Raw genomic sequence first — 23,106 nt, 5'->3', positions numbered from 1 at the left:
CGGCCACTTCGCTGAGTGCTTCGGTTGGCACCGCACGTCGACCGAAGCACTCGGCACCGGGCCAGCCATCTCGGCGAGCACTCCGTTCAGTGGTCGGCGATCCAGCGGTCGACCTTGGCCCACTGGGCGAGCAACCACTCCTCGCGCGCGGCGTCCCCCTCGGGGACCTCGGCGGCCGGAACCCGCCACCAGTGGGCGCGGACCGGTTCGCGTAGTGGTATGCCCTCCCACAACGTGGGCAGCGAGTCGATGGCGTCGAGGCCTGTGTGGGCGACGAAGACAACGTCCGCTCCGGGCGCCGCAGCCAGTGCCGCGAGGGCGCCGCCAGCGTGCGGCGGTAGGACGTGACGCATGCGTGCCGCCCGTGCGGCAGTTCGGACCTTGCCGTGCCGCCGCAGCGACGCGACGGCCCTGCGGTGCCGCCGCTCGGTGTAGTTCCCCCCTTCGGGGAAGAGCACAAGCGCATCACCGGAACGCAGCCCGCTCGCCAGCTTGCCCACCGCGTCCGCCGCGGTCCTCCCTCGGCGCGCGGGTAGGAAGCAGTGCGGCAGCCGTCCGATGATCACGTCCAGACAGGGGTCGAACCGCAGCATCCGCTTGAGGACGGTGTGCGGGCGCAGCCCGGCTCGGTCGAGCAACACGTGGAGCAGCAGAAACGAGTCGCCAGGCCCGGCGTGCCGCACCAGAACGACCACCGGCGCACCGGTGCCCGCGACGCGCGGTACGGCAGGCGTCACCCGCACCCTCAGCCCGAACACCGGGCCCGCGGCCCGCGTCAGCACCCGCAGCAGACGATCCAACAAGGCGAAGGTGGTCGCCGTGCGCCGCCTTGCCGCGTCGCGCGTTCCGGGCGCGTACCGCAGCCACACCAACGCGGCCGCCATCAGCCCGAACAGGTCCACCACAAGGTAGAACAGGGCGAAGCCACAGATCCTGACGAGCCGCCAGCGACCATGACGCAGCGCCGAGACGGGCGCGCTGAGCACAGTGACCACCAGCAGCAAGACGGCGGCAACGGGCACCAGACACGCCGTCAGGGGGACGGTGAGGATCCGGCGCGCCCCGGTCAGGACCCCGGCGGTGACGGCTCTGACAGGGCCGTCGTCCCGTGCGCCGCTCATCGCCCCTCGCCGAGGCGCAATTCGCTCAGGTAGCGGCACGACGCGGAGTAGGCGCGGTCGATGCGCTCCGCGGTCTGGTTGAACGTCTTGTACCGCAGTTGCCGAAGCGTCCCGCGCGGCTCTGCGGTGGGAGCGCTGCTGGGAAGCACATGCACGGTCACGTCGGGCGGCAGGTCGGCCATGTCCCGTGCGAAGCGGTGGCGGCGCGCGATCTCGAACGAGACCATCGCGACCTGCCAGGGCAGTCGCGGGGGGCTGAGCGGGGACTCGACGCGGCCGACCTGGAGCACGTAGATCTCACGGGCGCCGAGGGCCACCGCGCGCCCGACGGGAATGCTGTTGACCAGGCCGCCGTCCAAGTAGTGCTCGTCGCCCACGCGCACCGGAGGCAACAGCCCCGGCACCGCGCAGGAGGCGAGGACGGCTTCGACCAGCGGTCCCTCGGCGAACCAGTGCTCCGCGGCGCGTTCGATGCTCGACGCCACGCACTGGAACGGCACCGCGAGGTCCTCGACCCGATCCACGGCAAGGTGGGCCTTCAGCAGTTCGCGCAGCGGCTCGGCGGAGTGGAGGTGGGTACCGCTGCGTACCACGGTGCCGATCCGCTCCAGCAGCGAGCCGGAGAAGACGCCCGCGTGCCCCAGTTCCGACCACAGTTCGGCCAACCGGTCCACTGCGGCACACGTAGGGTCGGCGGCCACAACGACGCCGTTGATGGCACCCACGGACGTTCCCACCACCAGGTCGGGGCGCAGTCCGAACTCCAGCAGCGCTTTCAGCATCCCCACTTCGTGTGCTCCCAGTGCTCCCCCGCCACCGAGTACGAAGGCGCGAGCGTGTGTCGACGGCTGGTCGCCGGATGGGCCGCTGCGCGCCGCATCGGCCTGCTGAGCACCTGGTTCTCGGCTGTCGTTCATGAACCGAATGTGCCCCCGGTGACGGTTCCGCAGTCCACCGGCTTCCGCTGGCACGAGCCCGGGCAGTGATCCAGGGTGCATACATCACCGCGCCCTGGGCAGTACCTGAGCACTCGACGACGAAGGCAGCGAGCCCGTGCGGTCCAGCGAACGGAGGAGTCTCATGGCGACTGATCACGCGCCCGAGATCACCGCGAACGACGTGAGCGTCTCGCTCGGGGCCGACTTCAACCCCCTCTACTGGCCCGAGATCGGGCTCAGGGCGACGGACGCCGAAGAGGGAGACATCACCAGCGTGGCCCTGGTGAAGGACTCCAACGTCGACACATCGCGGCCGGGCACCTATCAGGTGGCCTTCTTCGTGGAGAACGCCCGCGGTGTGAGCGCCGAACGCATCGTGCAGGTGACCGTCTGCTGACAGCCGCACTGCGGCAACCATGCAGCGAGCACCCCGTACCTGCGGGCAGAGCTCCGGGATCTTTCGGTTCGTGGATTCGGCTGGTTGATAATTCGGACTTCGCGCGGCCCGCTTCCCGCTACCCATCCGTGAAATGCCGGGCAGGAAAACGGACGCGGAAATCACACGTTGCCCAATCGGCTCTCAACGTGCTGGCGACCCCTCATTAATGAGGGGTCGCCAGCACGTTGAGAGCCGCCCGCGGATCAGCGCTTGAACGTGTCCTTGAAGGCGTCCTTCGTGTGTTCCTTGGTCTCTCGGGCATCGCCCGCCATCTTGTCCGCCTCGCCTTCGGCCACGAGGCGATCGTTGCCCAACACCTTGCCGGTCGCTTCCTTGGCAGCGCCCTTGGCCTGCTCGGTCTTGGCCTTCGCCTTCTCGCCCGCACTCATCGGAAAAGCCTCCTTGCGTCTCTCTAATGCTGTTGCAGTAATCGTCCTGCTGCCCGCGAACCGACGGTGCAAACAACAGCCGCCGACAGGATTGGAGTTGATGCCGCAGGGCATACGCGGGTCAGGAGGTTGATAATCATGGGTCCCTTGCTTCTGGTCCTTCTGCTGGCACTGATCCTCTTCGGAGTCGGCTTCGCCGTAAAGATCCTCTGGTGGGTCGCGGTAGCGGTTCTGGTCATCTGGCTGCTCGGTTTCCTGGTCCGCTCCACGGACGCCGCCGGGGGTCGAAGCCGCTGGTATCGATGGTGAATGCACCCCGTCCGCGAAGCGGGCCCAGGCGCTCCATTGCGGCTGGGCCCGCTTCGCTATGCCAGGGCGAAAGGGTTTCACACGGATCATCATTCGCCCCGCTGGGTAAGTGCCCTACAACCCGGGGGCGTTGGGTCCGAGCTGGGGACCGCGCAACCTCCCGCCCAACGCGCCCGGGCCGCATACGCGCCATCGCGCCCGACCGTCCCGAGGCGCGACAACCGCTGAGAGAAAGCTGATATTGGACGCCGTCAGTCCATGCGCGACAGCGTTGGTGCACGCCGCAACGACACCGCCCGTGGAGGACCCGTTGCGCAGGACAGCGGCCGAAGCCATCGCCGACGCCATGGTGCGGCACGGAGTCCGGGAGGTGTTCGGTCAGAGTCTGCCGGCCGCCTTCCTACTGGCCGCCGAGGAGCGCGGTATCCGACAGATGGGATACCGCACGGAGAACGCCGGTGGCGCGATGGCGGACGGCTATGCGCGCGTCGCCCACCCGATCGCCGTTGTCGCGGCGCAGAACGGCCCCGCCACGACGCTGCTCGTAGCGCCGTCGGCCGAGGAACTCGCGGGCGGGCGAGTCCTGCGTCCAGCGTCGAGCGCTTCGGGCCTCATGATCGATGGCAGGCAATGCGCCGCTGGGGGCATAGCGGTCCGTTCGCAGCCCGGACGGGCGGGGCCGCGGCTCCCCGGCCCCGATGGGATCACGGCCCTGATCTTGTGGCGGAGAAAGCCACTCTCATGTTGCGGCCCAGGCGCGACCACCCGGACCATGGAGTATGCGAGTGGTCAGACTGCCGGGCGTCTACCCCGTCCAGGAGGATTCGCTGCTGCTGCTCGGGGCGGTCCTGCGGGAGTCTCCGCCCGCCAGAAACGTGCTGGAGCTGTGTACCGGATCCGGAGGGCTGGCGGTGGTCCTGGCCCGGGCAGGGGCGCGAGTGACCGCGGTCGACGTCTCCCGTCGCGCGGTGCTGTCGACGCGCCTGAACGCACAACTCAACGGGGTGCCGGTGAAGGTGCGCCGCGAGGATGTCTTCGCCCCTGGGTTGGGGCGCTCTCTGGGGCGCTATGACGTGGTGATCGCCAATCCCCCCTATGTGCCGGGGCGCCGGGCTCTGCCCGCGGGACACGGCCGGGCGCGGGTGTGGGACGCCGGCTGGGACGGCCGGGCCGTGCTGGACCGCATCTGCGCCTGCGTCCCCGACCTGCTGCTCCCCGGCGGACGCGTGATGCTGGTCCAATCCCGCGTGGCCAACCCCGACGCGACGTGCGCCGCGCTACAGGCCTGGGGCCTGGCCACCCGGGTGGTACGGCGCCGCCGCATCCCGTTCGGGCCGGTGATGCACGAACGCGCACCCTGGCTGGAACAGCGCGGCCTGATCGAACCAGGCAGTCGCGAGGAGGAGTTGGTGGTGATCCGCGGTGAGCGCGCACGAGAGTGAGACGGGCGGCGACCGCAGGGCACGGGAACCGTTGCGGATACGGATCGACGAGTGCGGACCGATGCTGTTGCCCGGCCCGGTCGAGGTGGAGTTGCCTGACGGGCGGGTCGTGCGCAGCGACCGAGTGGTGGTGGCGCTGTGCATGTGCAGGCGCAGCCGTATCCTGCCGTGGTGCGACACCAGCCACCGTCGGCACCGCATACCGCCGGGAAAAGCCTGATCGACGGTCGTCAGGCGGCTCACACAGGCAGTGGGGCCCGCAGCGAGGACTGGCCGCGGTGCCAGGCGGAGAGCAGGTGGTCGGCGAGCCGCTTTTCCAGCGAACAGGTGGCGGCGATCCCGAAGGCAACCTGTTGCGCCAGGTGCGGTTCGTCGGCCAGCAACGGATCGATCACCTCCCGCCGCACCAGCTGCTCGTGCACCGCGTCGGCCTCGATGTGCTCGCGGTAGAAACGGAGGCCCGCCGGGCCCATCCCCAGTCGCTCCAGCGCGGCCGCCAGCCGCGCGGCCCCCGGCGAAGAAGTCACCTCCACGGTGGCGAACTGCCCCACCAGAGCCCCGCGCCACGCACGGTGCAGGCCGAACAGCGACATCATGTTGACCACAGCCAGCGCCGGAGCCGGAATCCAGTCCTCGTATCGGCCATACGCGGGGTCGAGTCCGAGAGCGTCCATCATCTCCGCAAACAGCCGCGCGTGCAGACACTCTCCACGGCCCCCGCCGTACTCGTCGAACTCGATGGCCACCAGCGCGGCCTTGGCGTGCCCGCGCAGACGGGGAATCACCCACGCCTGAGGGTCAGCCTCCTTCAGGTGGTAGGCCGAGCGATGCACCACGTACTCGCGGAACTGTTCGAGCGTGCCCTGCTTCAGCAGGAAGTGCGAGGCTCCAGTGCCGTCGGGCGGCTCCGTCAGCAGCTCCCCCAGCAGCTCACGATGGTCCGCGGGCGAGCCAACGTGCTCGCGCATGGCATCGAGGAAGCGGGACTCCAGAGCACCGCGGAACCTGAGCAGCTCGGGATCCCACTCACGTTCGGCCGGCACCCTGTCGAAGCCGCGGTAGTGCAGTTCGTAGCACGCGTAGAGCGCGAGCTGCACGTCCTCGCCGAAGGCGTCCACACCAGGGGCGGGGTCCGGCAGGCGCGGCAGCGTGCCCTGCGTCCGCCAGGCGCTGAACAGCGCCTCGGACAGCTCACCACGTGCCTTCGGCGCGGCCACCGCCCCGGCCTCAGCACGAAGGGAAACACCCATGACGCCCTCCTGCGGCCACCGCGAAGCACCTTGTGGCCACGACTTTAGGAGTTCCGTTTCCGGCCCGCACAAAGGTACGTGTACCCGGTTGAGCAACAGGCAGGCCCACGATGAGCGGCCCAACCCGCGACCGGCATCCCCACCGAGGCAGGGCCGACGCCGTGTGCGGGAGCCCGGCGCAGTAGAGCCCGCCAGCCGAGCCACTACCGGCGGTAACGCGGCACAATGCGGACGCACCCGCAAGCCGCCCCTACGGGGTCGCCCCCACTCGCCAGCGGGCGTGCGAGCCGAAGCGGGATGGCGGTGGCACGACCGCCGCGAGATGGCCAACGGGCAGCCGAAAGCTCTCCGGCCCAGCGCACGGAGGGTCACCCACCGCAGATCACGAACGCGGTCGACACGACTCCCCAATGGCCGCTTCTACACGGCAGTTGGCCGGGAGTGGCGTGGTCCGGCCGACAGTGGCTGGCAGTTCACTTCCGAATGTGATGGGCGTCACCAGCGAAGGTGTCACGATTCCGGGACGAGTGGTGTCTACATGGGGAGCCTGGTTCGCGTAGGAGGGTGATGAGCATGCGGGGTGGATGTTGAGCGAGGAAAGGGACTTCGCCGAATGTCGGCCGCTGCTGTTCACGATCGCCTACGAGATTCTCGGCAGCGCCGCCGACGCCGAGGATGTGGTGCAGGACAGTTACCTCCGGTGGCACGCTGTGCGGCAGGAGCACATCGAGCATCCGCGCGCCTATCTGGTGCGCACGGTCACCCGGCAGGCGCTGAACCACCTGCGCGCGGCGCGGCGGCGGCGAGAGGACTACGTCGGGCCCTGGCTTCCCGAACCGGTCCGCACCGAGCCGGACGTGAGCGAGGACGCCGATCTCGCGGAGTCGGTGTCCATGGCGATGCTGCTGGTACTGGAGACGCTGAGCCCTGATGAGCGCGCGGTGTTCGTGCTGCGCGAGGTGTTCGGATACTCGCATCGTGAAGTCGCCGACCTGGTCGGCAAGACCGAGACCGCGGCGCGTCAGATCGCGCACCGCGCGCGCGAGCACGTGCGAGCACGGCGCAGGCGCTTCGACCACGACCCACGGACGGCGGACGAGATCGTCGGCCGGTTCCTGCGCGCGGCGAACACCGGCGACGTCACAGCCCTGATGAGCCTGATGGCGCCGGGCGTGGTCCACATCTCCGACGGCGGGGGCCGGATCACCGCCGCCCGCCGCCCGGTCAGGGGGCGCGAGCAGGTAGCGCGGTTCGTCGCGGGAGTCGCCAGGACAACGGGGCTCGGCGCCCGGGTCGAGTTCGCAAGCTACAACGCCTTGCCCGCAGTGCTGTGCCGCTCGGGCGATCAGCTCGACTCCGTAGTGGTCTTCGAGATCGCCGACACGTTGATCCACGGCATGTACGCAGTGCGCAATCCCGAGAAGCTGGGCGCCGTCATCGTCCCGCGCCATCTGACCAGGAGGAAGGACTGGACATGGAAACCGTGACGGTACGACGTGTCATCGCAGCGCCGATGGCCGATGTATTCGACTGGTGCGCCACAACCACCAACTACACCCGCACGCCATCCGTCCTCAGGGCACGACTGGCCCGGCCGGGCGTGGGCGCGCCCTATGGCGTGGGCGCCGTACGGGTGCACACGTGGACGATCGGCTGGTTCCGCGAACGGATCACCGCCTACAACCCGCCGCACGAGTTCGACTACGTCGTCGATCGCAGCTTCCCGCCCGCCCGGCACGAGCTCGGCCGCATGACCTTCACCGAAGTCGCCGGGGGGACCCTGGTCGTGTGGACGACCACCTGCCAGGTCCGCTTGCCCTTCGGTGCGGCCATCACGCGCGTGCTCGCCCAACCCGTCATCACCCACGTCTTCGGCAAGATCCTCGACGCCGCCGACACAGCACTCACAGCCAACCGGGCCGACCGCCCCCGACGTGTCGACTCGCCGGGTGACCAACCAGCCGTTCAGTGACGCCCCGCCTGGTTCGAGCACACCACGTCTGCGACGCGGTAACGCCTACCGCTCCCGCGATGGCGACACGGTAGGCGTTACGCGCCTGGCCGTTGCATCCGTCTACGGGTAGGAGACGACGGTGGAGGGAACGGTGGAGGTGCCCGAGGTGGCGGCCCCGGTGTCGTTGATGACGTGGGCGAACTGGCCCTTGCCGCCGAGGGATACGACCAGCAGGTCGTGGAACCTCACCCCCGGGGTGTTGGGGGCGGCGAAGCCGTGGTCCTGGACGATGGTCGGGTCGACGTCGTAGTAGCAGTAGCTGCCGAGCCCCCACGCCTCGTGCGCGGTCACCGCGTCATCGACCTTGTAGGCGGCGTACCCCCTGGCCGAACCGTCCTGGACGGCGGCCTGGTTGGGGGCGTCGTACGCCTTCTCGTTCTGGAAGAAGACGGTGCGGCCACGCTGCCCGTACCACTGCACGTCGTACTTGTTGAAGTGCTCCACGAACAACCCTGTGGCCAGGACGTCGTCGCCGTTGACGCGGATGCCGTAGTCGGCGCGGTTGGTGTCCCAGCCGACGCCGTCGCCGTGGTCGGCACGCCAGATCCAGGTGTGGTCGACGATGGTGTGATGGTTGTTGATCACCATGCTGGTGGTGGCTTTACCGGGACCGGTACCACCGATGCGGATGAAGACGTCCTGGACGGTGGTCGGGTTGGCGGAGTGGTCCGCGGAGGCGCCCTTCGGGCCAACTTCCAACAGGGTGGCGGAGTTTACGGGTCCTGCTTCGATGATGAATCCGGCGAGGCGTACCCCGTCGACATCGGCGACGGTCAGTCCGGTGACGCCGTTGTCGGGGATGAGCGTGGCGAAGCCGAGTCCCAACACGACGGTGTTGGCCCCGCGCACCTGGATCGGCTGGTCGAGGTGGTAGATCCCGGGGGTGAGCAGGAGGTGGAGTCCTTGCGCGAGGGCCTGGTTGAGGGTGGCCGCGGCGACGCCGGGTTTGGCGACGTAGAACTGGGACAGCGGCAACGAGGTGCCCCGCGGCGTGCCGTTGCCCCAGGTGACGCCGCGGGCGTTGGTCCTCATCTCCGGTAGGAAGACCCGGTACTCGCTGCCGTCGAGATACAGGAACGGCTTCTCACGCGAGACGGGGGTGGCGTCGAGCGTGGTATAGGGCGGGTTGGGGAAGCTCTGTGCGGGCGCACCCTCGACACCGGAGAACACCATGTTCCACACGGCGTTGTTCCAGCCTCCGACCGCGCTGTCGCGGGTGTACCACTGCTGCTGTGAGTACGGTCCCACAGAGCCGTCGATGCGGCAGTCGGCGATGTAGCCGCCGCTCGCCCAGCCGTAGCCGCTGGGGGCCAGATTCAGTCCGCCACGTACGTGCATGCGCCGGAATGGCGCCGCCTGCGCGACGGCCCAGCGGTCGGTGCCGTTGGCCGGGACCAGGGCCAGGTTCTCCGCGGAACGCCAGAAGTTCTGCGTGGCGTTGCCGTTGAACCACCCTGCGTCGACCGTGACGTCGCCGTTGATGGTGGTGTCGTCGGGTGACAGCCCGAGGCCGGCGATGGAGGTGTAGAAACCGATCTGGGCCTTGAGCCCGCTGTACGTACCGGGTTTGAACAGCAGTGCGTAGCGTCCCGTACCGAACTGCGCCGACTCCTGCTGTTTGAAGACGTCGTCGAGCTTGGCCTGGATACCGGGCGTGGACGGGTCGAAGACAAGGACGTTGGGGCCGAGATCGCCGCCGCCCGGCAGGGCGCGCGGGCCGTTGTGCACAGGGGCGGCCGACGCTGACGAAGACAGCCGAAGCAGGGCGGGGGCCGAAGCCGCGGCGGCCGCGGCACCGATGACGGCCCGGCGGCGCATTACGGGCTGCCGCGTGGACGGGTTGGTGGCAGAAGGCATGGGGCGACTCTCCTCGTTCAGGAAGTGAACGTCGTGGGGGATGGGGAGCGCTCTGTCGCCGATGAATGCTTCATCCCGATGAATGTCACGTCAAGAGTCGGAGTCCAAATCCCTTGCGCACGGCTGGAATTCGCATGTAGGTGCGCGTCCTTTCTGCCGCCATGTCATGACTATTCCCGCATGCGAAGTGCCAGCAGCAGCACCCTTGCGTTCAAGAGGTGATCCCTCGAAGGGGCGTCCTGCGGGAGGCGGCCCAGCCGGTGCCGGTTTTGCAATAACACAAAGCCAATTGCCCCTAGTGCGAAGCCGGTCTAGGGTTCGATCATGCCCGCAAAGACCCCTTCAGCGGTCGTGCTCGAAGGTCGCCACGTCCGACTGGAACCGCTGACCCTCCACCACGTCGCCGGCCTTTTCACGGCTGGCGCGGACGACGAGGAGATATGGCGCTGGCTGCCCGTGCCCGCGCCCCGCACGCCGGACGATCTACGGGCCACCGCCGAGAAGCTGCTCGCGGACGCCGAACGCCGGGCACTCGTCCCGTTCGCCGTCATCGACCGCGCCACCGGTCGTCCTCTCGGTTGGACGACCTACCTGGAGATCGAAGAGCGGGACGAGCGCCTGGAGATCGGCTGGACCTGGTACGTGCGCTCCGCCTGGCGCACCGCCGTCAACAGCGAGACCAAACTCCTGCTACTCACCCACGCTTTCGAGGAGTTGGGCTACGGGCGGGTGCAGTGGAAGACCCACCACCGCAACGAACGATCCCAGCAAGCCATCGCCCGCTTGGGCGCGGTCAAGGAGGGCGTACTGCGCCGCCACAAGCTGCAAGCCGACGGCAGTTGGCGGGACAGCGTGTACTTCTCGATGCTCGCCGACGAGTGGCCAGCGGCAAAAGCCAACCTTATGAAGCGCCTTGCCCGCGGCTGACCGCTGAACCGGAAGGCTCGGCCCAGCGGTTGAGAAGCACCGGTGCACGCGTCGTCCCGAACCGAGGCGGCGAGTGGCGCTCCGCGAACAGCGCCGTTCGGCGGGCTGATCGCCGGGGGGTGGCACACCGTCGCCGCAGGTGCCGCAGTTGTTCGCCGAGCACGACCTGCCGGCTGTTGCCGGGTGTGGCACGGCGACCCTGCCGGTACTGTTCAGTGGAGGTGGAGGGTACTGGCCAGCGCCACATGGACGGTGGTGCCGCCGAGAATGCTGAGCAGAGCGTTGCGGCGCCACAGGTGCAGGCCGACAGTGGCGGCCAGGGCCAGCAACGGGGCGCACAGACGCACGGGGTTGGTCAGCGGCAGGTCGCGCAGGCAGTAGACGAGAATGATCACCATGATCCCGGCGGGCATCCGGGTGCTGAGGTAGTGGACTGTTCTACTGGCGCGCAGTGGGGTCAGGGCCGCGAAAGGCAGGGCGCGGAGGGCCCACGTTACGCCGGCGGAGACGGCGACCGCGGCGAGAACGTAGGGCGTCTCAGGCATGTGCTGACTTCTTCCTGGTGGCAAGGCGCCGGGCCAGGAGACCGGCGGTGAACAAGGTGAAGGCGACCAGCAGCATCTGGCCGGGGAACAGGAGGCGGGCAGCCAGTGCGCCGAGCAGGGCCAGAACGGGAGTGGGCAGGTCGCCGCGGCGGTCCCTGATGGCTTCGAGCGCCAGGACGGCGAACAAGGCTGTCAGGGCGAAGTCCAGCCCGGTGACGCTGTCGGGTATCAGCGAGCCGAGCAGTGCGCCCGCCGTTCCGCCGCCGACCCAGTACAGGTGCATGTACGCCTGAAGCCACAGAATGCGACTGCTGGACCAGGAGCGGGCCTGCTCACTCACCGTCAGGGCGTATGCCTCGTCGGTCAGGGCGAAGGTGCTGTAGGCCTTCGCACGGCGTCCCTGGACGCGGTCGAGGGGGAAGGACAACGCGTAGAAGACGTGCCTGACGTTGACGAGGAAGGCGGTCACCGCGACCGCCCCCAGCGGCGCGAGCGCGCTGACCATGCCGACGAGCATGAATTCAAACGATCCGGCGTAGATGACGGTGGTGAACACACTCGCCCACCACCAGGCCAGGCCGGAGTGGGTGACGAACACCCCGAAGGCAAGGCCGAGTGGCAGCAACGCCATCCCTACGGAGCGGGAGTCTTTGAAGGCGGCAAGGGCATCCGCCGTTCGAGCCCGGGAGGCGGGGGCAGGAGGCGGGGGGCCGCCCACGGTGACCGGAAGTGCGTTCATGGAGCAATATTAGAATGAAAGTCGACTCACATGGTTCCAAGTAATGGCCCTAGGCTGGCTCTATGGGCAATGAAAGCGACCTCGATGCCATCGACCGCGAAATTCTGTTTCATCTGCGTCAGGACGGTCGGCTGACCAACGTCGAGCTGGCCAAGCGGGTCGGGCTGACGCCGCCGCCATGTCTTCGGCGCGTCAGGCGTCTGGAGGACATCGGCGTCATCGCCGGATACCGCGCCGTGCTCGACCCCGAATCCGTCGGCCGCGGCCTGGAAGTACTCGTCGACGTCGAGGTCTACGCCAACGATCGCAAGACAATCGAGGAGTTCGAGGAGACCGTGACCTCCTACGACGAAGTCATCGAGTTCCGCAGGATGTTCGGACGCCCCGACTACTTCATCCGCGTCGCGGTCGCGGACCACGCCGCCTACGAGGCCTTCCTGACCGGCAAACTCAGCGGACTCCCCGGTCTCCTGCGGATCACTTCCCACCTGACCATGCGAAAGATCAAGTTGGACTCATGATCTGCGGCGCGGGACCGCGCGGTTGGCCTCAGTACCGGATCCGGCAGCCGACCAGTCGCGCACGCGCCGCCCCTCGCCAGCACTGCTGACCCGCCGGTACACGTGCTGTCCCCACCACGTGTCCACATCGTGCGGGGCGCGCCTCGCCCTTCGTCGCCCCCTGCGGAGTGGCGCCGTTCCACTTCGGCGCGATCTTGCGCACGTGGACGGACAGTTCGTGCTTCACCGAGTGCACGGTGCTTGCCGAAGCGACTCTCGCGCTAAGCCTACAAACGTCGTTCACGCGGTGGGCCGCAGCGCCGGGATGGTGGGCACCTCTGGCGCGTTGGCGATGTCCTCGACAGTCATCTTGAAGCTGTCGGGGTAGGCGTCGCGCTGAGTGCGGCGAGGGGGTTCGCTGGTGCGCCAGGTGTACAGGCACTGGGCGCACTGCAGCACGTCCCACGCACCAGGCACCGGCGAGGTGTAGACCTTGTCGATGGTCTCGTGCGCGCAGCGCGGGCAGATGGTGTTCTGCGCTTCCATGTCGGAAATCCTTTCGTGCTGTACGGGGTTCAGCGGCCGGCGAGGGCCTGGAGCTTGGTGAGCCAGGCGCCCATCTCGGGCAGGTCGCGTACCTGGTTGCCGTAGTTGCCGCGGCGGTCGGGCTCGACGGGGGTGGTGGCGTCGATGATGAGCTTGTCGATGATGCCGGGGGCGTTGGCCTGGGGGGCCAGCTCCAGCACGGGCAGGTTGGGGACGACGACGAGGTCGTCGGACGGGTTCATCTTGGTGGACAGCGCCCACATGACCTGCGGCAGGTTGAAGGGGTCCACGTCCTCGTCGACGACGATGACGGTGGCGGCGTAGCCGAGGCCGTGCGGGGTGGTCAGCACGCGCATGCCGACGGCCTTGGCGAAACCGCCATAGCGCTTCTTGACGGAGACGATGACGACCAGGCCGTGGGTGTACATGGCGTTGACGGCCTGGACCTCCGGGAAGTCCCGCTTGAGCTGCTGGTACAGCGGCACGCAGGTGTTGGCGGCCATCAGGTAGTCGATCTCGGTCCACGGCATGCCGAGGTAGAGGTGCTCGAAGACTGGGTCGGTGCGGTGGGAGATGCGGTCGATGCGGATGACGGTCATGTTGCGGCCACCGGAGTAGTGGCCGGTGAACTCCCCGAAGGGGCCCTCGATTTCCCGCTTGCGGCCCTCGATGACGCCCTCGATGACCACCTCTGAGCCCCAGGGCACGGGAAGCCCGGTCAGTGGAGCCTTGGCGATCGGGGCGGGCGCGCCGCGCAGGGCGCCGGCCAGCTCGTACTCGTTCTGGTCGTATTCCATCGGGGTGGCGGCAACGATGGAGATCACCGGGTCGTTGCCCAGGGTGATGGCGATGGGAAGGTCCTCACCCTTCTCCTCGGCCTTGCGCAGGTGCTGGGCGATGTCGTGCATCGGCACCGGCTGGAGAGCCAGCTTGCGCTTGCCCTTGACTTCGATGCGGTAGATGCCGACGTTCTGCTTGCCGGAGTTCTGCGGATCGTCGGGGTCCTTGGAGACGACCGCGGCCTTGTCGATGTAGAAGCCGCCGTCACCGTCGTTGAGGCGGAACAGCGGCAGGATGTCGAAGACGTTGATGTCGTCACCCTCGACGCTGTTGTCGGCCCACAGCGGCATCTCGCGGTATTCGGGCTTGACGGGGAACTTCGCCCAGCGGCGGATGAACTCCTGCACTTGGTCCTTCGTTCCCGTCTCCTTCGGCAGGCCGAGCGCGAGTGCGTGATTGGCCCAGGAGCCGTGCACGTTCATCGCGATGCGGGCATCGGTGAAGCCCGTGACGTTGTCGAAGTACAGGGCGGGAGCGGCATCGCCCAGGCGGGGTACGGCGTTGGCGGCGGCGGCGATGTCCGGCTCCGGCATCACCTCCTCGGTGATGCGCAGCAACTGCCCCTCCTTGTCGAGGGTCTGCAGGAAGCTGCGCAGGTCGTCGTAGGCCATAGTGAACTCCTTTGGGCTGTGGCGGGTTTGGGAAAAGGAGCGTGCCGGTGAATGTCTGTGGATGCTCGGGCACGCAGGCGCCGGGGGTCAGGCGATGGTGAGTCCCCGGGTGGGCTGCTGCGCGCGGGCGGCACGCATGCCCTCCCACCGCTTGGCGGCGGGCGCGGGGAGGCCGAACTGGTCGAGGATGCGGGCCGTGACGTGGTCGACGATGTCGTCCACCGACGCCGGGTGGTTGTAGAAGGCAGGCATGGGCGGCACCATCTGCGCCCCCATACGCGTCAGGGCGAGCATGTTCTCCAGGTGGATCTCGCTCAGCGGCGTCTCACGGGGGACCAGCACCAGCTTGCGGCGCTCCTTGAGAACCACGTCCGCGGCGCGGGCGATCAGCCCGTCGGCGTAGCCGGCCCGGATCCCGGCCAGCGTCTTCATCGAACAGGGCGCGATGATCATCCCGTCGGTCCGGAAGGAGCCGGAGGAGATGACCGCCCCTTGGTCCTCGGGACTGTGCGTGACATCGGCCAGCTCACTCACCTCGCGCATCGACAGGCCGGTTTCCAGCTCGACGGTGGTGCGCGCCCACCGGGAGAGAACGAGATGGGTCTCCAACTCGGGCAGCTGGCGCAGGTTCTCCAGCAGGCGCACGCCGAAGATCGCGCCCGTCGCTCCTGTCATGCCCACGATCAGTCGCATGATGTACGGCTCCTCCACGTCTACTCACCACTGGCCCACTGCGGAATATTTCGGTCACACGAACAGCACGGACGAATACGTCGACCACCACAGATGTGAGGCCATGGCCAGGCTCCGCCGCATTCCACGGTAGGTGCCGTGCCGGGCAGTCCGGCGTACGCTGGGGACACACCATGGACAAAAACGGACAGGCTCAGATCATCGAGGTTCCGTTCCGGCCGTCTCCCGGGGGGCCACCGGGCGTCGAGGTATGGGACTTCGCCCGGCTTGCCGAGCGCGCCGAAAGCCACCGCCTGGGCCTGCACCAGCCACTACGGGCCGCCTTCCACCACCTCATCGCCGTGAAGTCCGGCTCCCTGCGCTGCTGGGTGGACGACGCCGAGTACGTGGTGCCGGCCCGTGCCTGGCTGTGGATCCGCCCTGGCCAGGTCTACCGGTTCCGCGGCGGCCTTGACCGCGCCGAGGGGACGGTCCTGCTGTTCATGCCGGCCTTCGCTGACGCCGCCACCGTCTCCGCCGCCCGCCTGGACCCTCCCTACCCTGAAGGCCCACTCATCCCCGACGCCCAGGAAGGCACCGCACTCGAGACCACGCTCGGCCTGCTGGAGGACACCTACCTCCGCATCGGCGCCCTGTCCATCGACGCGCACATCGAACTCGTACGCCACCTCCTGGCCGCGCTCGTGCTGCGCCTGGGCCACCTCCACAACCGTCAACGGCCCTGCCCCGACGGCAGTAGCGAAGCCTTCCACCGCTACCACCAGGCCATCGAACGCGACTTCGCCACCACGCGCCGCGTCGAGGACTACGCCACAGCCCTCGGCTACAGCGTCCGCACCCTCACCCGTGCCTGCTTGGCCGCCACCGGCCGCACCGCCAAGCAGTACCTCGACGACCGCGCCGCCTTGGAGGCCAAGCGCCTCCTGGTCCACACCAACCTCTCCCCCGTGCAGGTTGCCAACCGGCTCGGCTTCTCCAGCGCCACGGTCTTCACCAAGTTCTTCCGCCGCCGCACTCATGAGACCCCGGCGGCCTTCCGCGCCCGCGCACGGACCGGCGAGCCCCCCGCAGGACACTGATCCCCTCGCGCCCTACGGCTACATAGGACTCCAGGCACTTGCCGGAGCCGTCAGCCGCGTCTCGCACAGCGAGCAATGCGCGCCCGCGGGCTTGTCGGCGGGCGGACAGGTTGGCCAGGCTCCGCGGGTCGGCTGACACCTCGGCCACATCGCGTGCGGCCACCGGCGAGGTGCGTGTGGTGCCGAACGGGAGGCGGATGGTGTCGTCGCGTTGGATGGAGGCCACGGCGAGCCTGCCGAAGAGTGCGTTCTCCATGAACACCGTCGGCCAGATGTGGATGACAGGTAGCCCGGCCCCGTTGAGGATGTGTTCGGAGAGCCGGTGCAGCCGCTGCTGGTGCAACTCCGTGCGGCTGACGAGGCTTAACCGCTGATAGGCAGTCATCTGTGAGATGTTGACCAGAAGTTCGAGCACTCGGCCCTCCAGGGCCGCGGCCGCCACACAGGGCTCGCATCGGCACCCCGTGTTCGCGCAACTCCCTGAAGGCCTTCCCACCCACACCCCCGACGCCACCGGCGGCGCCGGTGAACAGGAGCGGATCAGCACTCGGCATGGCAGCCTTCCCGCAGCCGACGACTCGTTCCGCTTCTCTTTCTGCGACACGCCGACCGCCCCCCGGCATGCCCCGGCCGCGGCGGCCATCCGGCAGGAGTGGCCGCCGCGTCGTGTTCGCCGTTGCGGTCAGGACGCCCCCGCGCATCCCAGGCGCCCTGACAGGCCGGACTGCTGATGGGGACACTAACTTTGCGGGACGTCCTTGACGAAGACGATGCCGTCGCTGTCCGCCAGGTGGGCCGGGTCAAGCGGGGCATAGCCGAACCACGGGGACCGGCGGGGCGCGGGCCGCATGTCGTCGAGGGCGGTGGCCAGCCGCGACGCGTCGATGACGCAGCGGTCCTCCGGGAGCGCGTACAGGAGCCCTTCAACGGTGTCCGGGGGCGGGGTGTCCACTCCCTGGTGCCGGATCGTGCCGAGGGCCGTGGCCACGAAGGCGTACTCCTCGCCGAGTCGCGCGCTCACCAGCGCGCCGGCGCTCCACCAGTCCACCTGCCCCTCCCACAACTGCATGGTGCTTTTCTCCCGCTGGAGATGGGAGTTGTGGGCGTGGATGAGTGCTGGGCCCCGAGCGGCGACGGCAAGGAGGTTGTCGGCCATCATCAAGTCCCGCAGTGCGCAAAGCCGCGTCATGCGGGCCGGTGAGGTGTCGGCCATGCGGTAGTGGTATCGCAGTAGGCCGGTTGCGGTGCGCCCGTACAGGCGTGCCCGGTCCCAGTCGTCCCGCGAGGTCGCCGTGATCAGGTGCGGCGTCTGGTGGTCGAGCAGCGCCACTAGATCGTCGGCGAGTAGCCGCAGTTGGCTGGCCTCGGCCGACTGTCCCACGGACTGGGCCGGGTCCATCATCGCGGCGGGATTGGTCCACCGGTCGTCGGCGCCGAGCAGATGGTCGAGCAGTTCCGCGGTGCAGGGAAGCAGGTCCGAGTCCACCCGGGCCGAGAGGTAGCCGTGGAGTGCGGTGAGGGCCTGCCGGGGGCTCGCGGCTCCGGTGATCTCCAGCGGGCCGTCGAAACCGGCGAAGCGGACCTGCTCGGGCGCGGGCCGGCCGTCGTTGTAGGCCCGCATCCAGCGCACAAGCTCGCGGTTGGCCGCGGACGCGCCGAACCCGTGGCTGAAGCCGTGCTCCATGACTTCGTCGAGAGTGCCCGTGCCCGAGGTGACGTAGTCGTCCACGACCAGGCCCATCACGCAGTCGCTCTCGATCGCGATCGTCCGGTAGCCCTCCTGCTCGACGAACTGCCGGAAGAGCTCGTTGCGCAGTTCGAGGAGAGTGTCCTCGCCGTGGGTGGGCTCGCCCAGGGTGAGCAACCGCGGCCGGGCCGGCAGCAGCCTCATGACGGCGGCGGCCTCGACGGCATGGGTGGTGGCCTTGATGTCGGGATCCATGCCTTCAACGGTATCGTTGAACTTTCGGTTGAAACTTTTTCGTGATAGCGGCGGGGCCATGGATCGAAAGTCTCAAAGTCGTGAACGGCTCAGGCCAGTTGATCTGGCGCGTGGGCACGGTCTGTCCACACAGGCGATCAGGAACTATGAGGAGGCTGGCATCCTTCCGGCCGCCGGTCGCACATCCCACGGCTACCGCACCTATACCTCGCTGCACGCGGCGGCCCTGCGCGCGTTCCTCGCCCTGGTGCCCGGCCACGGCCACAAGACGGCGACGTCGATCATGCGGGCGGTGAACCAGGGCGCGGCCGAGGAGGCGTTCCGCCTCATCGACGAGAGTCACGCCCAGCTCCTCGAAGACCGCCGGACCCTCCAGGCCGTGGAGAGCGCCCTCCGCGATCTGGATCCCACCACGGCCTGCGAACCCGGTGTGGGATCCGAGCCGGGCGCGGTGTCCGGGCCCGGTGGCACGTTCATCGGGCCGCTGGCGGGGAAGCTGGGAATCCAGCCCGCGACGCTGCGCAAATGGGAGCGCGCCGGGTTGGTGCGCCCGCGCCGCGACCCGCTGAGCGGGTACCGCCTCTACGACGAGGCCGACGTACGGGACGCCCGGCTGGCCCACCAGCTCAGGCGGGGCGGCTACCTGCTGGAGCAGATCGCCCCGCTGATCGCCCAGGTGCGGGCGGCCGGCGGGCTGGAGCCGCTGGAGGCCGCACTGTGCGAGTGGCGCGGCCGGCTGTGCGCCCGGGGACGGGCGATGCTGACCGGTGCCGCCGAGCTGGAGGCGTACCTGCGCGAGCGCGGATGAGACTTCGGTCGCCGGCCGAAGAGAACGGCAGTCACCAGCGGTTCCGGCTCGGCGAAGCGGTACGGATCCAACTCCGCGCGGTACGGCGCCCCGTGAGACGCCCCACACCGGCCCGACCGCTCACCAGACAGCAACTCGACCGCCACAACGGCGCTCCGACGGTCGGCAACAACGACTCGCGAAGGCCCGGCGCCAGACGACCGCAGGGGCGCCAATCGGCTCGGAGAAGGCTCAGCGCGCGAACTGCCACCGATGTGCCGGCCAGCGGCAGCGCTCCAGTTCGGCCTCGCCCGGAGGATCGAATCCACTGAAACGGCACGAGAACATCCCGCATGCTTTGAGGCGCTTCTAGGGCGTTGCGTATTGCCCCGCCGTCTCAAACCAGCGGGGCAATACGGCGATGCGCGCCACGTCGTGCGTGCGGTGCATACGTTCCGCTCGCTCGGGCAGGCGTTCGGCCAGCCGACGAGAACTCGCTAACAAGGGTCGGCACAGCACGCGATGCGTGATCGATTGGGCGGAAGCATGACCACCACAGATCACAAGGCCAACAACAAGGAAAGTCAACAGCGCAAGCCGCGGGACAACGGGATCTCGTTGTCCACGGCGATGCGGGCCGCCGCACGTCAACTCGGCGAACTACTGCAGTGCCAGACGGTTCAGGTATCCGCGGTCAAAGCCACCGAGGCCGGCTGGTCGGCGAACGTCGAAGTCGTGGAGGTCGAGCGGATCCCGGAGACCACGAGTGTGATGGCCTCCTACCGGGTGGCACTCGACAGCGACGGCGAACTCATCAGCTACGAGCGGACCCGCCGATATGCGCGAGGTCAACTGGACCGTTGACGAAACGCGGGAACCTGGAGGGCGAAGGAGATATGACGGTTGTACCGCAATCGAATTCAACAGCAGGCGGAAGCGGCTCGGGGAATCTGTACGACGTCCTCGAACTGATCCTGGACCGGGGGCTCGTCATCGACGCGTTCGTACGCGTCTCCCTGGTCGGCATCGAGATACTCAAGATCGACGTGCGCGTTGTCGTCGCCAGCGTCGACACCTACCTGCGGTTCGCCGAAGCGTGTAACCGCCTCGATCTGGAATCGGGCCGCAAGGCGCCGACGCAGCTCACCGACATAGTCGGCGAGGCGACGGAGAGCGGCGCGAAGGGCAAGTCCAAGGGCGCGCTGACCGGAGCGGTGGAGGCGCTGAGCGACTCCCTCCAACGGGCCGGCGATTCGGAGCCCGAGGAGCAGCCGGAACGAAGGAGCACGGCGTCATCGAGCCGCCGGACCTCACGCAGGCGGGAGGACTGAGCGATGTCGACCTACATCTACGCGATCACGTCGGCGGACCACCCGCTGCGGCTCAAGGGCATAAAGGGGGTTGGGGATCCGGCCAGCGAACTGCGTGCCCTCGGGACGCAGGCGCTCAGCGCGGTCGTCAGCGACGCCCCGGCCGGACTGCGGGCCAAGCGCCGCGACCTCGTCGCACACCAGGACGTGCTGGAACGGCTGCTGGCCGACGGAGCGGTGCTGCCGATGCGGTTCGGCCTGGTGGCCCCGGACGACGAGCAGGTGCTCACCGCGCTGGACGACCAGCGCGACGCCTACCTGGAGCGGTTGAAGGAACTCGAGGGCTGCCTGGAGTTCAACCTGAAGGCTTCCCGCGACGAGGACGACCTGTTGCGGGAGATCATCGCGGAGTCGGAAGAGGCGCGTCAGCTCAACGAGTTCACCCGGGAGAACCCCGATGCGCGCAACCAGAAGATCGCGCTCGGCGAACTGCTGTCCCGTGAAATCCAGCACCGTAATTCCGTTCAGGCCCAGCACATCGTGGACCGGTTGGCATCCCTCACGGTACGCCAGCACGCCGCCGAGCAGCAGGACTCGAACTTCCTGAACGTCTCGTTCCTGGTGAGGCGGGAGAACATGGAGTCGTTCTCGCGTGCGGTGCGGGAAGAGGCCGACCGCCGCGGACCGGCGTATTCGCTGAGCCTGCACGGCCCTTTGCCGCCGTACAGCTTCGTCTGAGGCTGTTGGTGATGGGACTCGTCACGCGGATTCTGACGCTTCCGCTCGCCCCCGTGGAAGGCACGGTGTGGGTGATCGACCAATTGGTGCTCACCGCCGAGCGGGAGTGTCACGATCCGGCGCCGCTACGGCGGCAACTGGCCGCCCTGGAACAGCGGTTGCTCGACGGTGAGATCGATGAGGCCGAATTCGACAGACTGGAGGACGAGTTGCTTGACCAGATCGAGTGGCTCGAACTCCGTCGCCCCGGCGGCGCGTAGCACATCCCCTGCGCGAACCGCCGTGAAAGCGAAGGAGAACGAGGTGGACGACAGATGATGAACAACGCCAAGATCGGCCTCGCCGTGGTCGGCGGGTATTTTCTCGGGCGCACGAAGAAGGCGAAGATGGCCATCGGTTTGGGCATGTTCCTCGCCGGGCGCAAGCTGCGCCTTGAACCCCTCAGGCTGAACAAGATGATCGCCGGTTCCCCGGTGCTCAGCGGCCTGAGTGACCAGGCCCGCGACCAACTGGTGGACGCCACCAAGTCCGCCGCCTCCGCCGCCCTGGCCAAGCGGATCAACGGCCTTGCCGATTCGCTCCACGAGCGCACCCTCCAGCTTGACGCACCCAGCGGCGCGGCGGACGACGACCGTGACGACCCGGCCGACAGCAACGACGGGCAGGGAGAAGGCGTCAGCGGGAGCAACTCCTCCGCAGCGGATTCGTCCCCCCGCCGCAAGGCGGCCAAGTCTCCCCGGGCCACACGTTCCAAGGCCGGCTCGGCGTCGGGCACGGCCCGGCGTACCGCTGGCAAGTCCGCGAGCGACACCGCGGCTTCCAGCGCGCGCAGGACCAGCTCCGCGGCGCGCAGGACCGCGAACGCCGGCCGCAAGACGGCCAGCCGCGGCACGCGCAGGACCAGTGAGCGTGGGGGCGGCGATGACTGAGTCCACCACGACGAAGGTCCGGGAGCTGCTGGAGCAGAACCCCGCCACCGCCCGGCTCAAGGACGAACTCCAGGAATACCTGCAGGCGCGCGCGGAACACGCGCTGGCCGACCTGGGCCACAAGCTGGGCGAGGGCATCAGCAGGCTCGCCGAGCCGGGGCAGGGCTCCGGACGGCTCGCCGCAAGTCTGGCGAAGGGCGGCAAGGCGCTGAGCGAGGGGAAGACACCCGCGCAGGCGGTGACCGCGCTGGGCAAGTCGCACCTCAAGGACGCCCTGACCGACAAGGTCAAGGGCCTCTTCGGCAAGGGCCGCAAGGGCGGCGGGGGCAAGTCCAAGAGCGTCACGATCGCCGAGGACATCGACGTCGGTGTGCCGGCCCGCGAGGCCTATGACCAGTGGACGCAGTTCCAGGAGTTCAGCACGTTCGCCAAGGGCGTGGTGAGCGTGGAGAAGACGGACGACACCAGTAGCAACTGGACCGTGAAGGTGGCCAAGTCCACCCGGAGTTGGACGGCGAACGTCACCGAGCAGGTCCCCGACGAGCGGATCGCCTGGACGACATCGGGCCCCAAGGGGACGATCAAGGGCGTCGTGACGTTCCATCCCCTCGGCGACAACCTGACCCGCGTCCTGCTTGTCATCGAGTACTTCCCCAAGGGGCTGTTCGAGAAGACCGGGAACATCTGGCGGGCGCAGGGCCGACGGGCACGCCTGGATCTCAAGCTCTACCGCAAGTTCATCATGCTGCGCGGTGAGGCCACCGACGGCTGGCGCGGCGAGATACGCGACGGCAAGGTGGTCAGGGACCACGAGGACGCCGAGGAGCGGTCCGCTGAGCAGCACCCGGCTGAGGAGCAGGCCGAGGACGACGCGGAGGTCGACGTCGACACGCCGCATGATGCGGTGCGGGACGACGAGCCGGAGGACGCGGAGCGGTTCGACGACGTCGATGACTTCGACGACGAGGACATGGGCGCGGACGAGGACGATCTATCCGAGGACGACGAGTACGCCGACGACCCGGAAGGCGACCTGGTGGATGAGGAGGACGAGGAGGAGGAACCCAACCGGCACGAACACGACGAGGACACTGGCGAAGCGGAGCGACGGGACGACACCGGTCGTCGCGGTCAGGCGGCGGACGCCGGCCGACGCTGACG

Annotated in this window: 27 protein-coding genes and 1 pseudogene; 17 read left to right on the top strand and 11 right to left on the bottom strand. The window is 68.4% G+C overall.

Annotation, left to right across the window (positions count from 1 at the left end; translation table 11 throughout):
* Positions 1-86 precede the first annotated feature (86 nt).
* Both O5O46_RS15165 and O5O46_RS15160 read right to left on the bottom strand, forming a co-directional pair.
* Positions 87-1,121, bottom strand: coding sequence for a 1-acyl-sn-glycerol-3-phosphate acyltransferase (locus O5O46_RS15165; RefSeq protein WP_269855951.1), 1,035 nt, complete (start codon positions 1,119-1,121; stop codon positions 87-89).
* Entirely contained in the window at positions 1,118-2,038 is a 921-nt protein-coding gene (locus tag O5O46_RS15160) for a patatin-like phospholipase family protein (protein WP_269855950.1), read from the bottom strand. The genes O5O46_RS15165 and O5O46_RS15160 overlap by 4 nt, the downstream gene beginning before the upstream one ends.
* Positions 2,039-2,201: 163 nt before the next feature.
* Here O5O46_RS15160 and O5O46_RS15155 point away from each other — a divergent pair, with 163 nt between their 5' ends.
* Positions 2,202-2,456 carry an immunoglobulin-like domain-containing protein gene (locus tag O5O46_RS15155; RefSeq protein WP_269855949.1) on the top strand — a complete coding sequence of 85 codons (255 nt, stop codon included), beginning with the start codon at positions 2,202-2,204 and terminating at the stop codon, positions 2,454-2,456.
* A gap of 245 nt (positions 2,457-2,701) precedes the next feature.
* On the opposite strand, the gene O5O46_RS15150 is transcribed toward O5O46_RS15155, so the two are convergent.
* Positions 2,702-2,887, bottom strand: a complete 186-nt coding sequence (locus O5O46_RS15150) for a CsbD family protein (RefSeq protein WP_269855948.1) — start codon at positions 2,885-2,887, stop codon at positions 2,702-2,704.
* A gap of 138 nt (positions 2,888-3,025) precedes the next feature.
* On the opposite strand from O5O46_RS15150, the gene O5O46_RS15145 reads away from it, so the two are divergent.
* The 4 genes and pseudogenes from O5O46_RS15145 to O5O46_RS15135 all read left to right on the top strand — a co-directional run bounded on the left by O5O46_RS15145 (position 3,026) and on the right by O5O46_RS15135 (position 4,858).
* Positions 3,026-3,196, top strand: coding sequence for a hydrophobic protein (locus O5O46_RS15145; RefSeq protein ID WP_269855947.1), 171 nt, complete (start codon positions 3,026-3,028; stop codon positions 3,194-3,196).
* Between the two features lie 109 nt (positions 3,197-3,305).
* Positions 3,306-3,731, top strand: a pseudogene (locus O5O46_RS35480) (thiamine pyrophosphate-binding protein); the annotation flags it as partial.
* Positions 3,732-3,975: 244 nt separating this feature from the next.
* On the top strand, positions 3,976-4,638 hold the full coding sequence (locus O5O46_RS15140; protein ID WP_269855946.1) for a HemK2/MTQ2 family protein methyltransferase: 663 nt from the start codon (positions 3,976-3,978) through the stop codon (positions 4,636-4,638).
* Complete coding sequence (locus tag O5O46_RS15135; RefSeq protein ID WP_269855945.1) at positions 4,619-4,858, top strand: CDGSH iron-sulfur domain-containing protein; 240 nt, start codon at positions 4,619-4,621, stop codon at positions 4,856-4,858. Before O5O46_RS15140 ends, O5O46_RS15135 begins: the two co-directional genes overlap by 20 nt.
* 19 nt (positions 4,859-4,877) lie before the next feature.
* Here O5O46_RS15135 and O5O46_RS15130 read toward each other — a convergent pair whose 3' ends face one another.
* Positions 4,878-5,888 carry an iron-containing redox enzyme family protein gene (locus O5O46_RS15130; RefSeq protein ID WP_269855944.1) on the bottom strand — a complete coding sequence of 337 codons (1,011 nt, stop codon included), beginning with the start codon at positions 5,886-5,888 and terminating at the stop codon, positions 4,878-4,880.
* A gap of 584 nt (positions 5,889-6,472) precedes the next feature.
* On the opposite strand from O5O46_RS15130, the gene O5O46_RS15125 reads away from it, so the two are divergent.
* Together O5O46_RS15125 and O5O46_RS15120 are read left to right on the top strand one after the other, a co-directional pair.
* Positions 6,473-7,375, top strand: coding sequence for an RNA polymerase sigma-70 factor (locus O5O46_RS15125; RefSeq protein ID WP_269855943.1), 903 nt, complete (start codon positions 6,473-6,475; stop codon positions 7,373-7,375).
* Positions 7,363-7,860 (top strand): SRPBCC family protein, encoded by a 498-nt coding sequence (locus O5O46_RS15120; protein ID WP_269855942.1) that lies wholly within the window; start codon positions 7,363-7,365, stop codon positions 7,858-7,860. The genes O5O46_RS15125 and O5O46_RS15120 overlap by 13 nt, the downstream gene beginning before the upstream one ends.
* Before the next feature lie 102 nt (positions 7,861-7,962).
* Here O5O46_RS15120 and O5O46_RS15115 read toward each other — a convergent pair whose 3' ends face one another.
* A complete protein-coding gene (locus O5O46_RS15115; RefSeq protein WP_269855941.1) occupies positions 7,963-9,759 on the bottom strand; it encodes a coagulation factor 5/8 type domain-containing protein in 1,797 nt (598 codons plus the stop codon).
* A 324-nt stretch (positions 9,760-10,083) separates the two neighbouring features.
* Here O5O46_RS15115 and O5O46_RS15110 point away from each other — a divergent pair, with 324 nt between their 5' ends.
* A complete protein-coding gene (locus tag O5O46_RS15110; protein ID WP_269855940.1) occupies positions 10,084-10,686 on the top strand; it encodes a GNAT family N-acetyltransferase in 603 nt (200 codons plus the stop codon).
* 212 nt (positions 10,687-10,898) lie between these two features.
* Here O5O46_RS15110 and O5O46_RS15105 read toward each other — a convergent pair whose 3' ends face one another.
* On the bottom strand, positions 10,899-11,231 hold the full coding sequence (locus tag O5O46_RS15105) for a branched-chain amino acid transporter permease (RefSeq protein WP_269855939.1): 333 nt from the start codon (positions 11,229-11,231) through the stop codon (positions 10,899-10,901).
* Positions 11,224-11,970: an AzlC family ABC transporter permease gene (locus tag O5O46_RS15100; RefSeq protein ID WP_443072540.1), complete on the bottom strand. Its 747-nt coding sequence runs from the start codon at positions 11,968-11,970 to the stop codon at positions 11,224-11,226. Before O5O46_RS15100 ends, O5O46_RS15105 begins: the two co-directional genes overlap by 8 nt.
* Before the next feature lie 62 nt (positions 11,971-12,032).
* On the opposite strand from O5O46_RS15100, the gene O5O46_RS15095 reads away from it, so the two are divergent.
* Complete coding sequence (locus O5O46_RS15095; protein WP_269855938.1) at positions 12,033-12,491, top strand: Lrp/AsnC family transcriptional regulator; 459 nt, start codon at positions 12,033-12,035, stop codon at positions 12,489-12,491.
* A 279-nt stretch (positions 12,492-12,770) separates the two neighbouring features.
* Here the strand turns inward: O5O46_RS15095 and O5O46_RS15090 are convergent, their stop codons facing one another.
* From O5O46_RS15090 to O5O46_RS15080, 3 genes are all read right to left on the bottom strand, one after another.
* Complete coding sequence (locus O5O46_RS15090) at positions 12,771-13,016, bottom strand: non-oxidative hydroxyarylic acid decarboxylases subunit D (RefSeq protein WP_269855937.1); 246 nt, start codon at positions 13,014-13,016, stop codon at positions 12,771-12,773.
* Positions 13,017-13,045: 29 nt separating this feature from the next.
* Entirely contained in the window at positions 13,046-14,467 is a 1,422-nt protein-coding gene (locus O5O46_RS15085) for a non-oxidative hydroxyarylic acid decarboxylases subunit C (protein WP_269855936.1), read from the bottom strand.
* A gap of 87 nt (positions 14,468-14,554) precedes the next feature.
* Positions 14,555-15,160 carry a non-oxidative hydroxyarylic acid decarboxylases subunit B gene (locus O5O46_RS15080; protein ID WP_269855935.1) on the bottom strand — a complete coding sequence of 202 codons (606 nt, stop codon included), beginning with the start codon at positions 15,158-15,160 and terminating at the stop codon, positions 14,555-14,557.
* 173 nt (positions 15,161-15,333) lie between these two features.
* On the opposite strand from O5O46_RS15080, the gene O5O46_RS15075 reads away from it, so the two are divergent.
* Complete coding sequence (locus tag O5O46_RS15075) at positions 15,334-16,239, top strand: helix-turn-helix transcriptional regulator (protein ID WP_269855934.1); 906 nt, start codon at positions 15,334-15,336, stop codon at positions 16,237-16,239.
* Positions 16,240-16,978: 739 nt separating this feature from the next.
* Here the strand turns inward: O5O46_RS15075 and O5O46_RS15070 are convergent.
* Positions 16,979-18,181 carry an erythromycin esterase family protein gene (locus O5O46_RS15070; RefSeq protein WP_269855933.1) on the bottom strand — a complete coding sequence of 401 codons (1,203 nt, stop codon included), beginning with the start codon at positions 18,179-18,181 and terminating at the stop codon, positions 16,979-16,981.
* Positions 18,182-18,239: 58 nt separating this feature from the next.
* On the opposite strand from O5O46_RS15070, the gene O5O46_RS15065 reads away from it, so the two are divergent.
* The 7 genes from O5O46_RS15065 (at position 18,240) to O5O46_RS15035 (ending at position 23,104) form a co-directional block, all read left to right on the top strand.
* Positions 18,240-18,989, top strand: a complete 750-nt coding sequence (locus tag O5O46_RS15065) for a TioE family transcriptional regulator (RefSeq protein ID WP_269855932.1) — start codon at positions 18,240-18,242, stop codon at positions 18,987-18,989.
* Between the two features lie 525 nt (positions 18,990-19,514).
* A complete protein-coding gene (locus tag O5O46_RS15060; protein ID WP_269855931.1) occupies positions 19,515-19,832 on the top strand; it encodes a gas vesicle protein GvpO in 318 nt (105 codons plus the stop codon).
* A gap of 32 nt (positions 19,833-19,864) precedes the next feature.
* Positions 19,865-20,299 carry a gas vesicle structural protein GvpA gene (locus O5O46_RS15055; protein ID WP_269855930.1) on the top strand — a complete coding sequence of 145 codons (435 nt, stop codon included), beginning with the start codon at positions 19,865-19,867 and terminating at the stop codon, positions 20,297-20,299.
* Between the two features lie 3 nt (positions 20,300-20,302).
* Positions 20,303-21,016 carry a GvpL/GvpF family gas vesicle protein gene (locus tag O5O46_RS15050; RefSeq protein WP_269855929.1) on the top strand — a complete coding sequence of 238 codons (714 nt, stop codon included), beginning with the start codon at positions 20,303-20,305 and terminating at the stop codon, positions 21,014-21,016.
* A gap of 11 nt (positions 21,017-21,027) precedes the next feature.
* Positions 21,028-21,276, top strand: a complete 249-nt coding sequence (locus O5O46_RS15045; protein ID WP_269855928.1) for a gas vesicle protein GvpG — start codon at positions 21,028-21,030, stop codon at positions 21,274-21,276.
* 54 nt (positions 21,277-21,330) lie between these two features.
* Positions 21,331-21,945 (top strand): hypothetical protein, encoded by a 615-nt coding sequence (locus O5O46_RS15040; RefSeq protein ID WP_269855927.1) that lies wholly within the window; start codon positions 21,331-21,333, stop codon positions 21,943-21,945.
* The gene (locus O5O46_RS15035; protein ID WP_269855926.1) at positions 21,938-23,104 is read left to right on the top strand and encodes an SRPBCC family protein; all 1,167 of its coding nucleotides are present in this window, start codon (positions 21,938-21,940) and stop codon (positions 23,102-23,104) included. Before O5O46_RS15040 ends, O5O46_RS15035 begins: the two co-directional genes overlap by 8 nt.
* Positions 23,105-23,106: the final 2 nt, after the last annotated feature.

This window comes from Streptomyces sp. RPT161 (assembly GCF_027533845.1).
Taxonomy (GTDB): Bacteria; Actinomycetota; Actinomycetes; order Streptomycetales; family Streptomycetaceae; genus Streptantibioticus_A; species Streptantibioticus_A silvisoli_A.
This window is presented reverse-complemented; position numbering and strand designations above follow the sequence as displayed.

What these genes read in the sequence shown, in the direction of transcription:
- O5O46_RS15075 (WP_269855934.1), top strand. Translation starts at nt 15,334, where the DNA reads ATGGACAAAAACGGACAGGCTCAGATCATCGAGGTTCCGTTCCGGCCG.
- O5O46_RS15140 (WP_269855946.1), top strand. Translation starts at nt 3,976, where the DNA reads ATGCGAGTGGTCAGACTGCCGGGCGTCTACCCCGTCCAGGAGGATTCG.
- O5O46_RS15085 (WP_269855936.1), bottom strand. Translation starts at nt 14,467, where the DNA reads ATGGCCTACGACGACCTGCGCAGCTTCCTGCAGACCCTCGACAAGGAG.
- O5O46_RS15095 (WP_269855938.1), top strand. Translation starts at nt 12,033, where the DNA reads ATGGGCAATGAAAGCGACCTCGATGCCATCGACCGCGAAATTCTGTTT.
- O5O46_RS15040 (WP_269855927.1), top strand. Translation starts at nt 21,331, where the DNA reads ATGATGAACAACGCCAAGATCGGCCTCGCCGTGGTCGGCGGGTATTTT.
- O5O46_RS15065 (WP_269855932.1), top strand. Translation starts at nt 18,240, where the DNA reads ATGGATCGAAAGTCTCAAAGTCGTGAACGGCTCAGGCCAGTTGATCTG.
- O5O46_RS15055 (WP_269855930.1), top strand. Translation starts at nt 19,865, where the DNA reads ATGACGGTTGTACCGCAATCGAATTCAACAGCAGGCGGAAGCGGCTCG.
- O5O46_RS15100 (WP_443072540.1), bottom strand. Translation starts at nt 11,970, where the DNA reads ATGAACGCACTTCCGGTCACCGTGGGCGGCCCCCCGCCTCCTGCCCCC.
- O5O46_RS15155 (WP_269855949.1), top strand. Translation starts at nt 2,202, where the DNA reads ATGGCGACTGATCACGCGCCCGAGATCACCGCGAACGACGTGAGCGTC.
- O5O46_RS15125 (WP_269855943.1), top strand. Translation starts at nt 6,473, where the DNA reads ATGTTGAGCGAGGAAAGGGACTTCGCCGAATGTCGGCCGCTGCTGTTC.
- O5O46_RS15165 (WP_269855951.1), bottom strand. Translation starts at nt 1,121, where the DNA reads ATGAGCGGCGCACGGGACGACGGCCCTGTCAGAGCCGTCACCGCCGGG.
- O5O46_RS15090 (WP_269855937.1), bottom strand. Translation starts at nt 13,016, where the DNA reads ATGGAAGCGCAGAACACCATCTGCCCGCGCTGCGCGCACGAGACCATC.
- O5O46_RS15045 (WP_269855928.1), top strand. Translation starts at nt 21,028, where the DNA reads ATGGGACTCGTCACGCGGATTCTGACGCTTCCGCTCGCCCCCGTGGAA.
- O5O46_RS15110 (WP_269855940.1), top strand. Translation starts at nt 10,084, where the DNA reads ATGCCCGCAAAGACCCCTTCAGCGGTCGTGCTCGAAGGTCGCCACGTC.
- O5O46_RS15080 (WP_269855935.1), bottom strand. Translation starts at nt 15,160, where the DNA reads ATGCGACTGATCGTGGGCATGACAGGAGCGACGGGCGCGATCTTCGGC.
- O5O46_RS15150 (WP_269855948.1), bottom strand. Translation starts at nt 2,887, where the DNA reads ATGAGTGCGGGCGAGAAGGCGAAGGCCAAGACCGAGCAGGCCAAGGGC.
- O5O46_RS15120 (WP_269855942.1), top strand. Translation starts at nt 7,363, where the DNA reads ATGGAAACCGTGACGGTACGACGTGTCATCGCAGCGCCGATGGCCGAT.
- O5O46_RS15060 (WP_269855931.1), top strand. Translation starts at nt 19,515, where the DNA reads ATGACCACCACAGATCACAAGGCCAACAACAAGGAAAGTCAACAGCGC.
- O5O46_RS15070 (WP_269855933.1), bottom strand. Translation starts at nt 18,181, where the DNA reads ATGGATCCCGACATCAAGGCCACCACCCATGCCGTCGAGGCCGCCGCC.
- O5O46_RS15160 (WP_269855950.1), bottom strand. Translation starts at nt 2,038, where the DNA reads ATGAACGACAGCCGAGAACCAGGTGCTCAGCAGGCCGATGCGGCGCGC.
- O5O46_RS15050 (WP_269855929.1), top strand. Translation starts at nt 20,303, where the DNA reads ATGTCGACCTACATCTACGCGATCACGTCGGCGGACCACCCGCTGCGG.
- O5O46_RS15130 (WP_269855944.1), bottom strand. Translation starts at nt 5,888, where the DNA reads ATGGGTGTTTCCCTTCGTGCTGAGGCCGGGGCGGTGGCCGCGCCGAAG.
- O5O46_RS15145 (WP_269855947.1), top strand. Translation starts at nt 3,026, where the DNA reads ATGGGTCCCTTGCTTCTGGTCCTTCTGCTGGCACTGATCCTCTTCGGA.
- O5O46_RS15105 (WP_269855939.1), bottom strand. Translation starts at nt 11,231, where the DNA reads ATGCCTGAGACGCCCTACGTTCTCGCCGCGGTCGCCGTCTCCGCCGGC.
- O5O46_RS15115 (WP_269855941.1), bottom strand. Translation starts at nt 9,759, where the DNA reads ATGCCTTCTGCCACCAACCCGTCCACGCGGCAGCCCGTAATGCGCCGC.
- O5O46_RS15035 (WP_269855926.1), top strand. Translation starts at nt 21,938, where the DNA reads ATGACTGAGTCCACCACGACGAAGGTCCGGGAGCTGCTGGAGCAGAAC.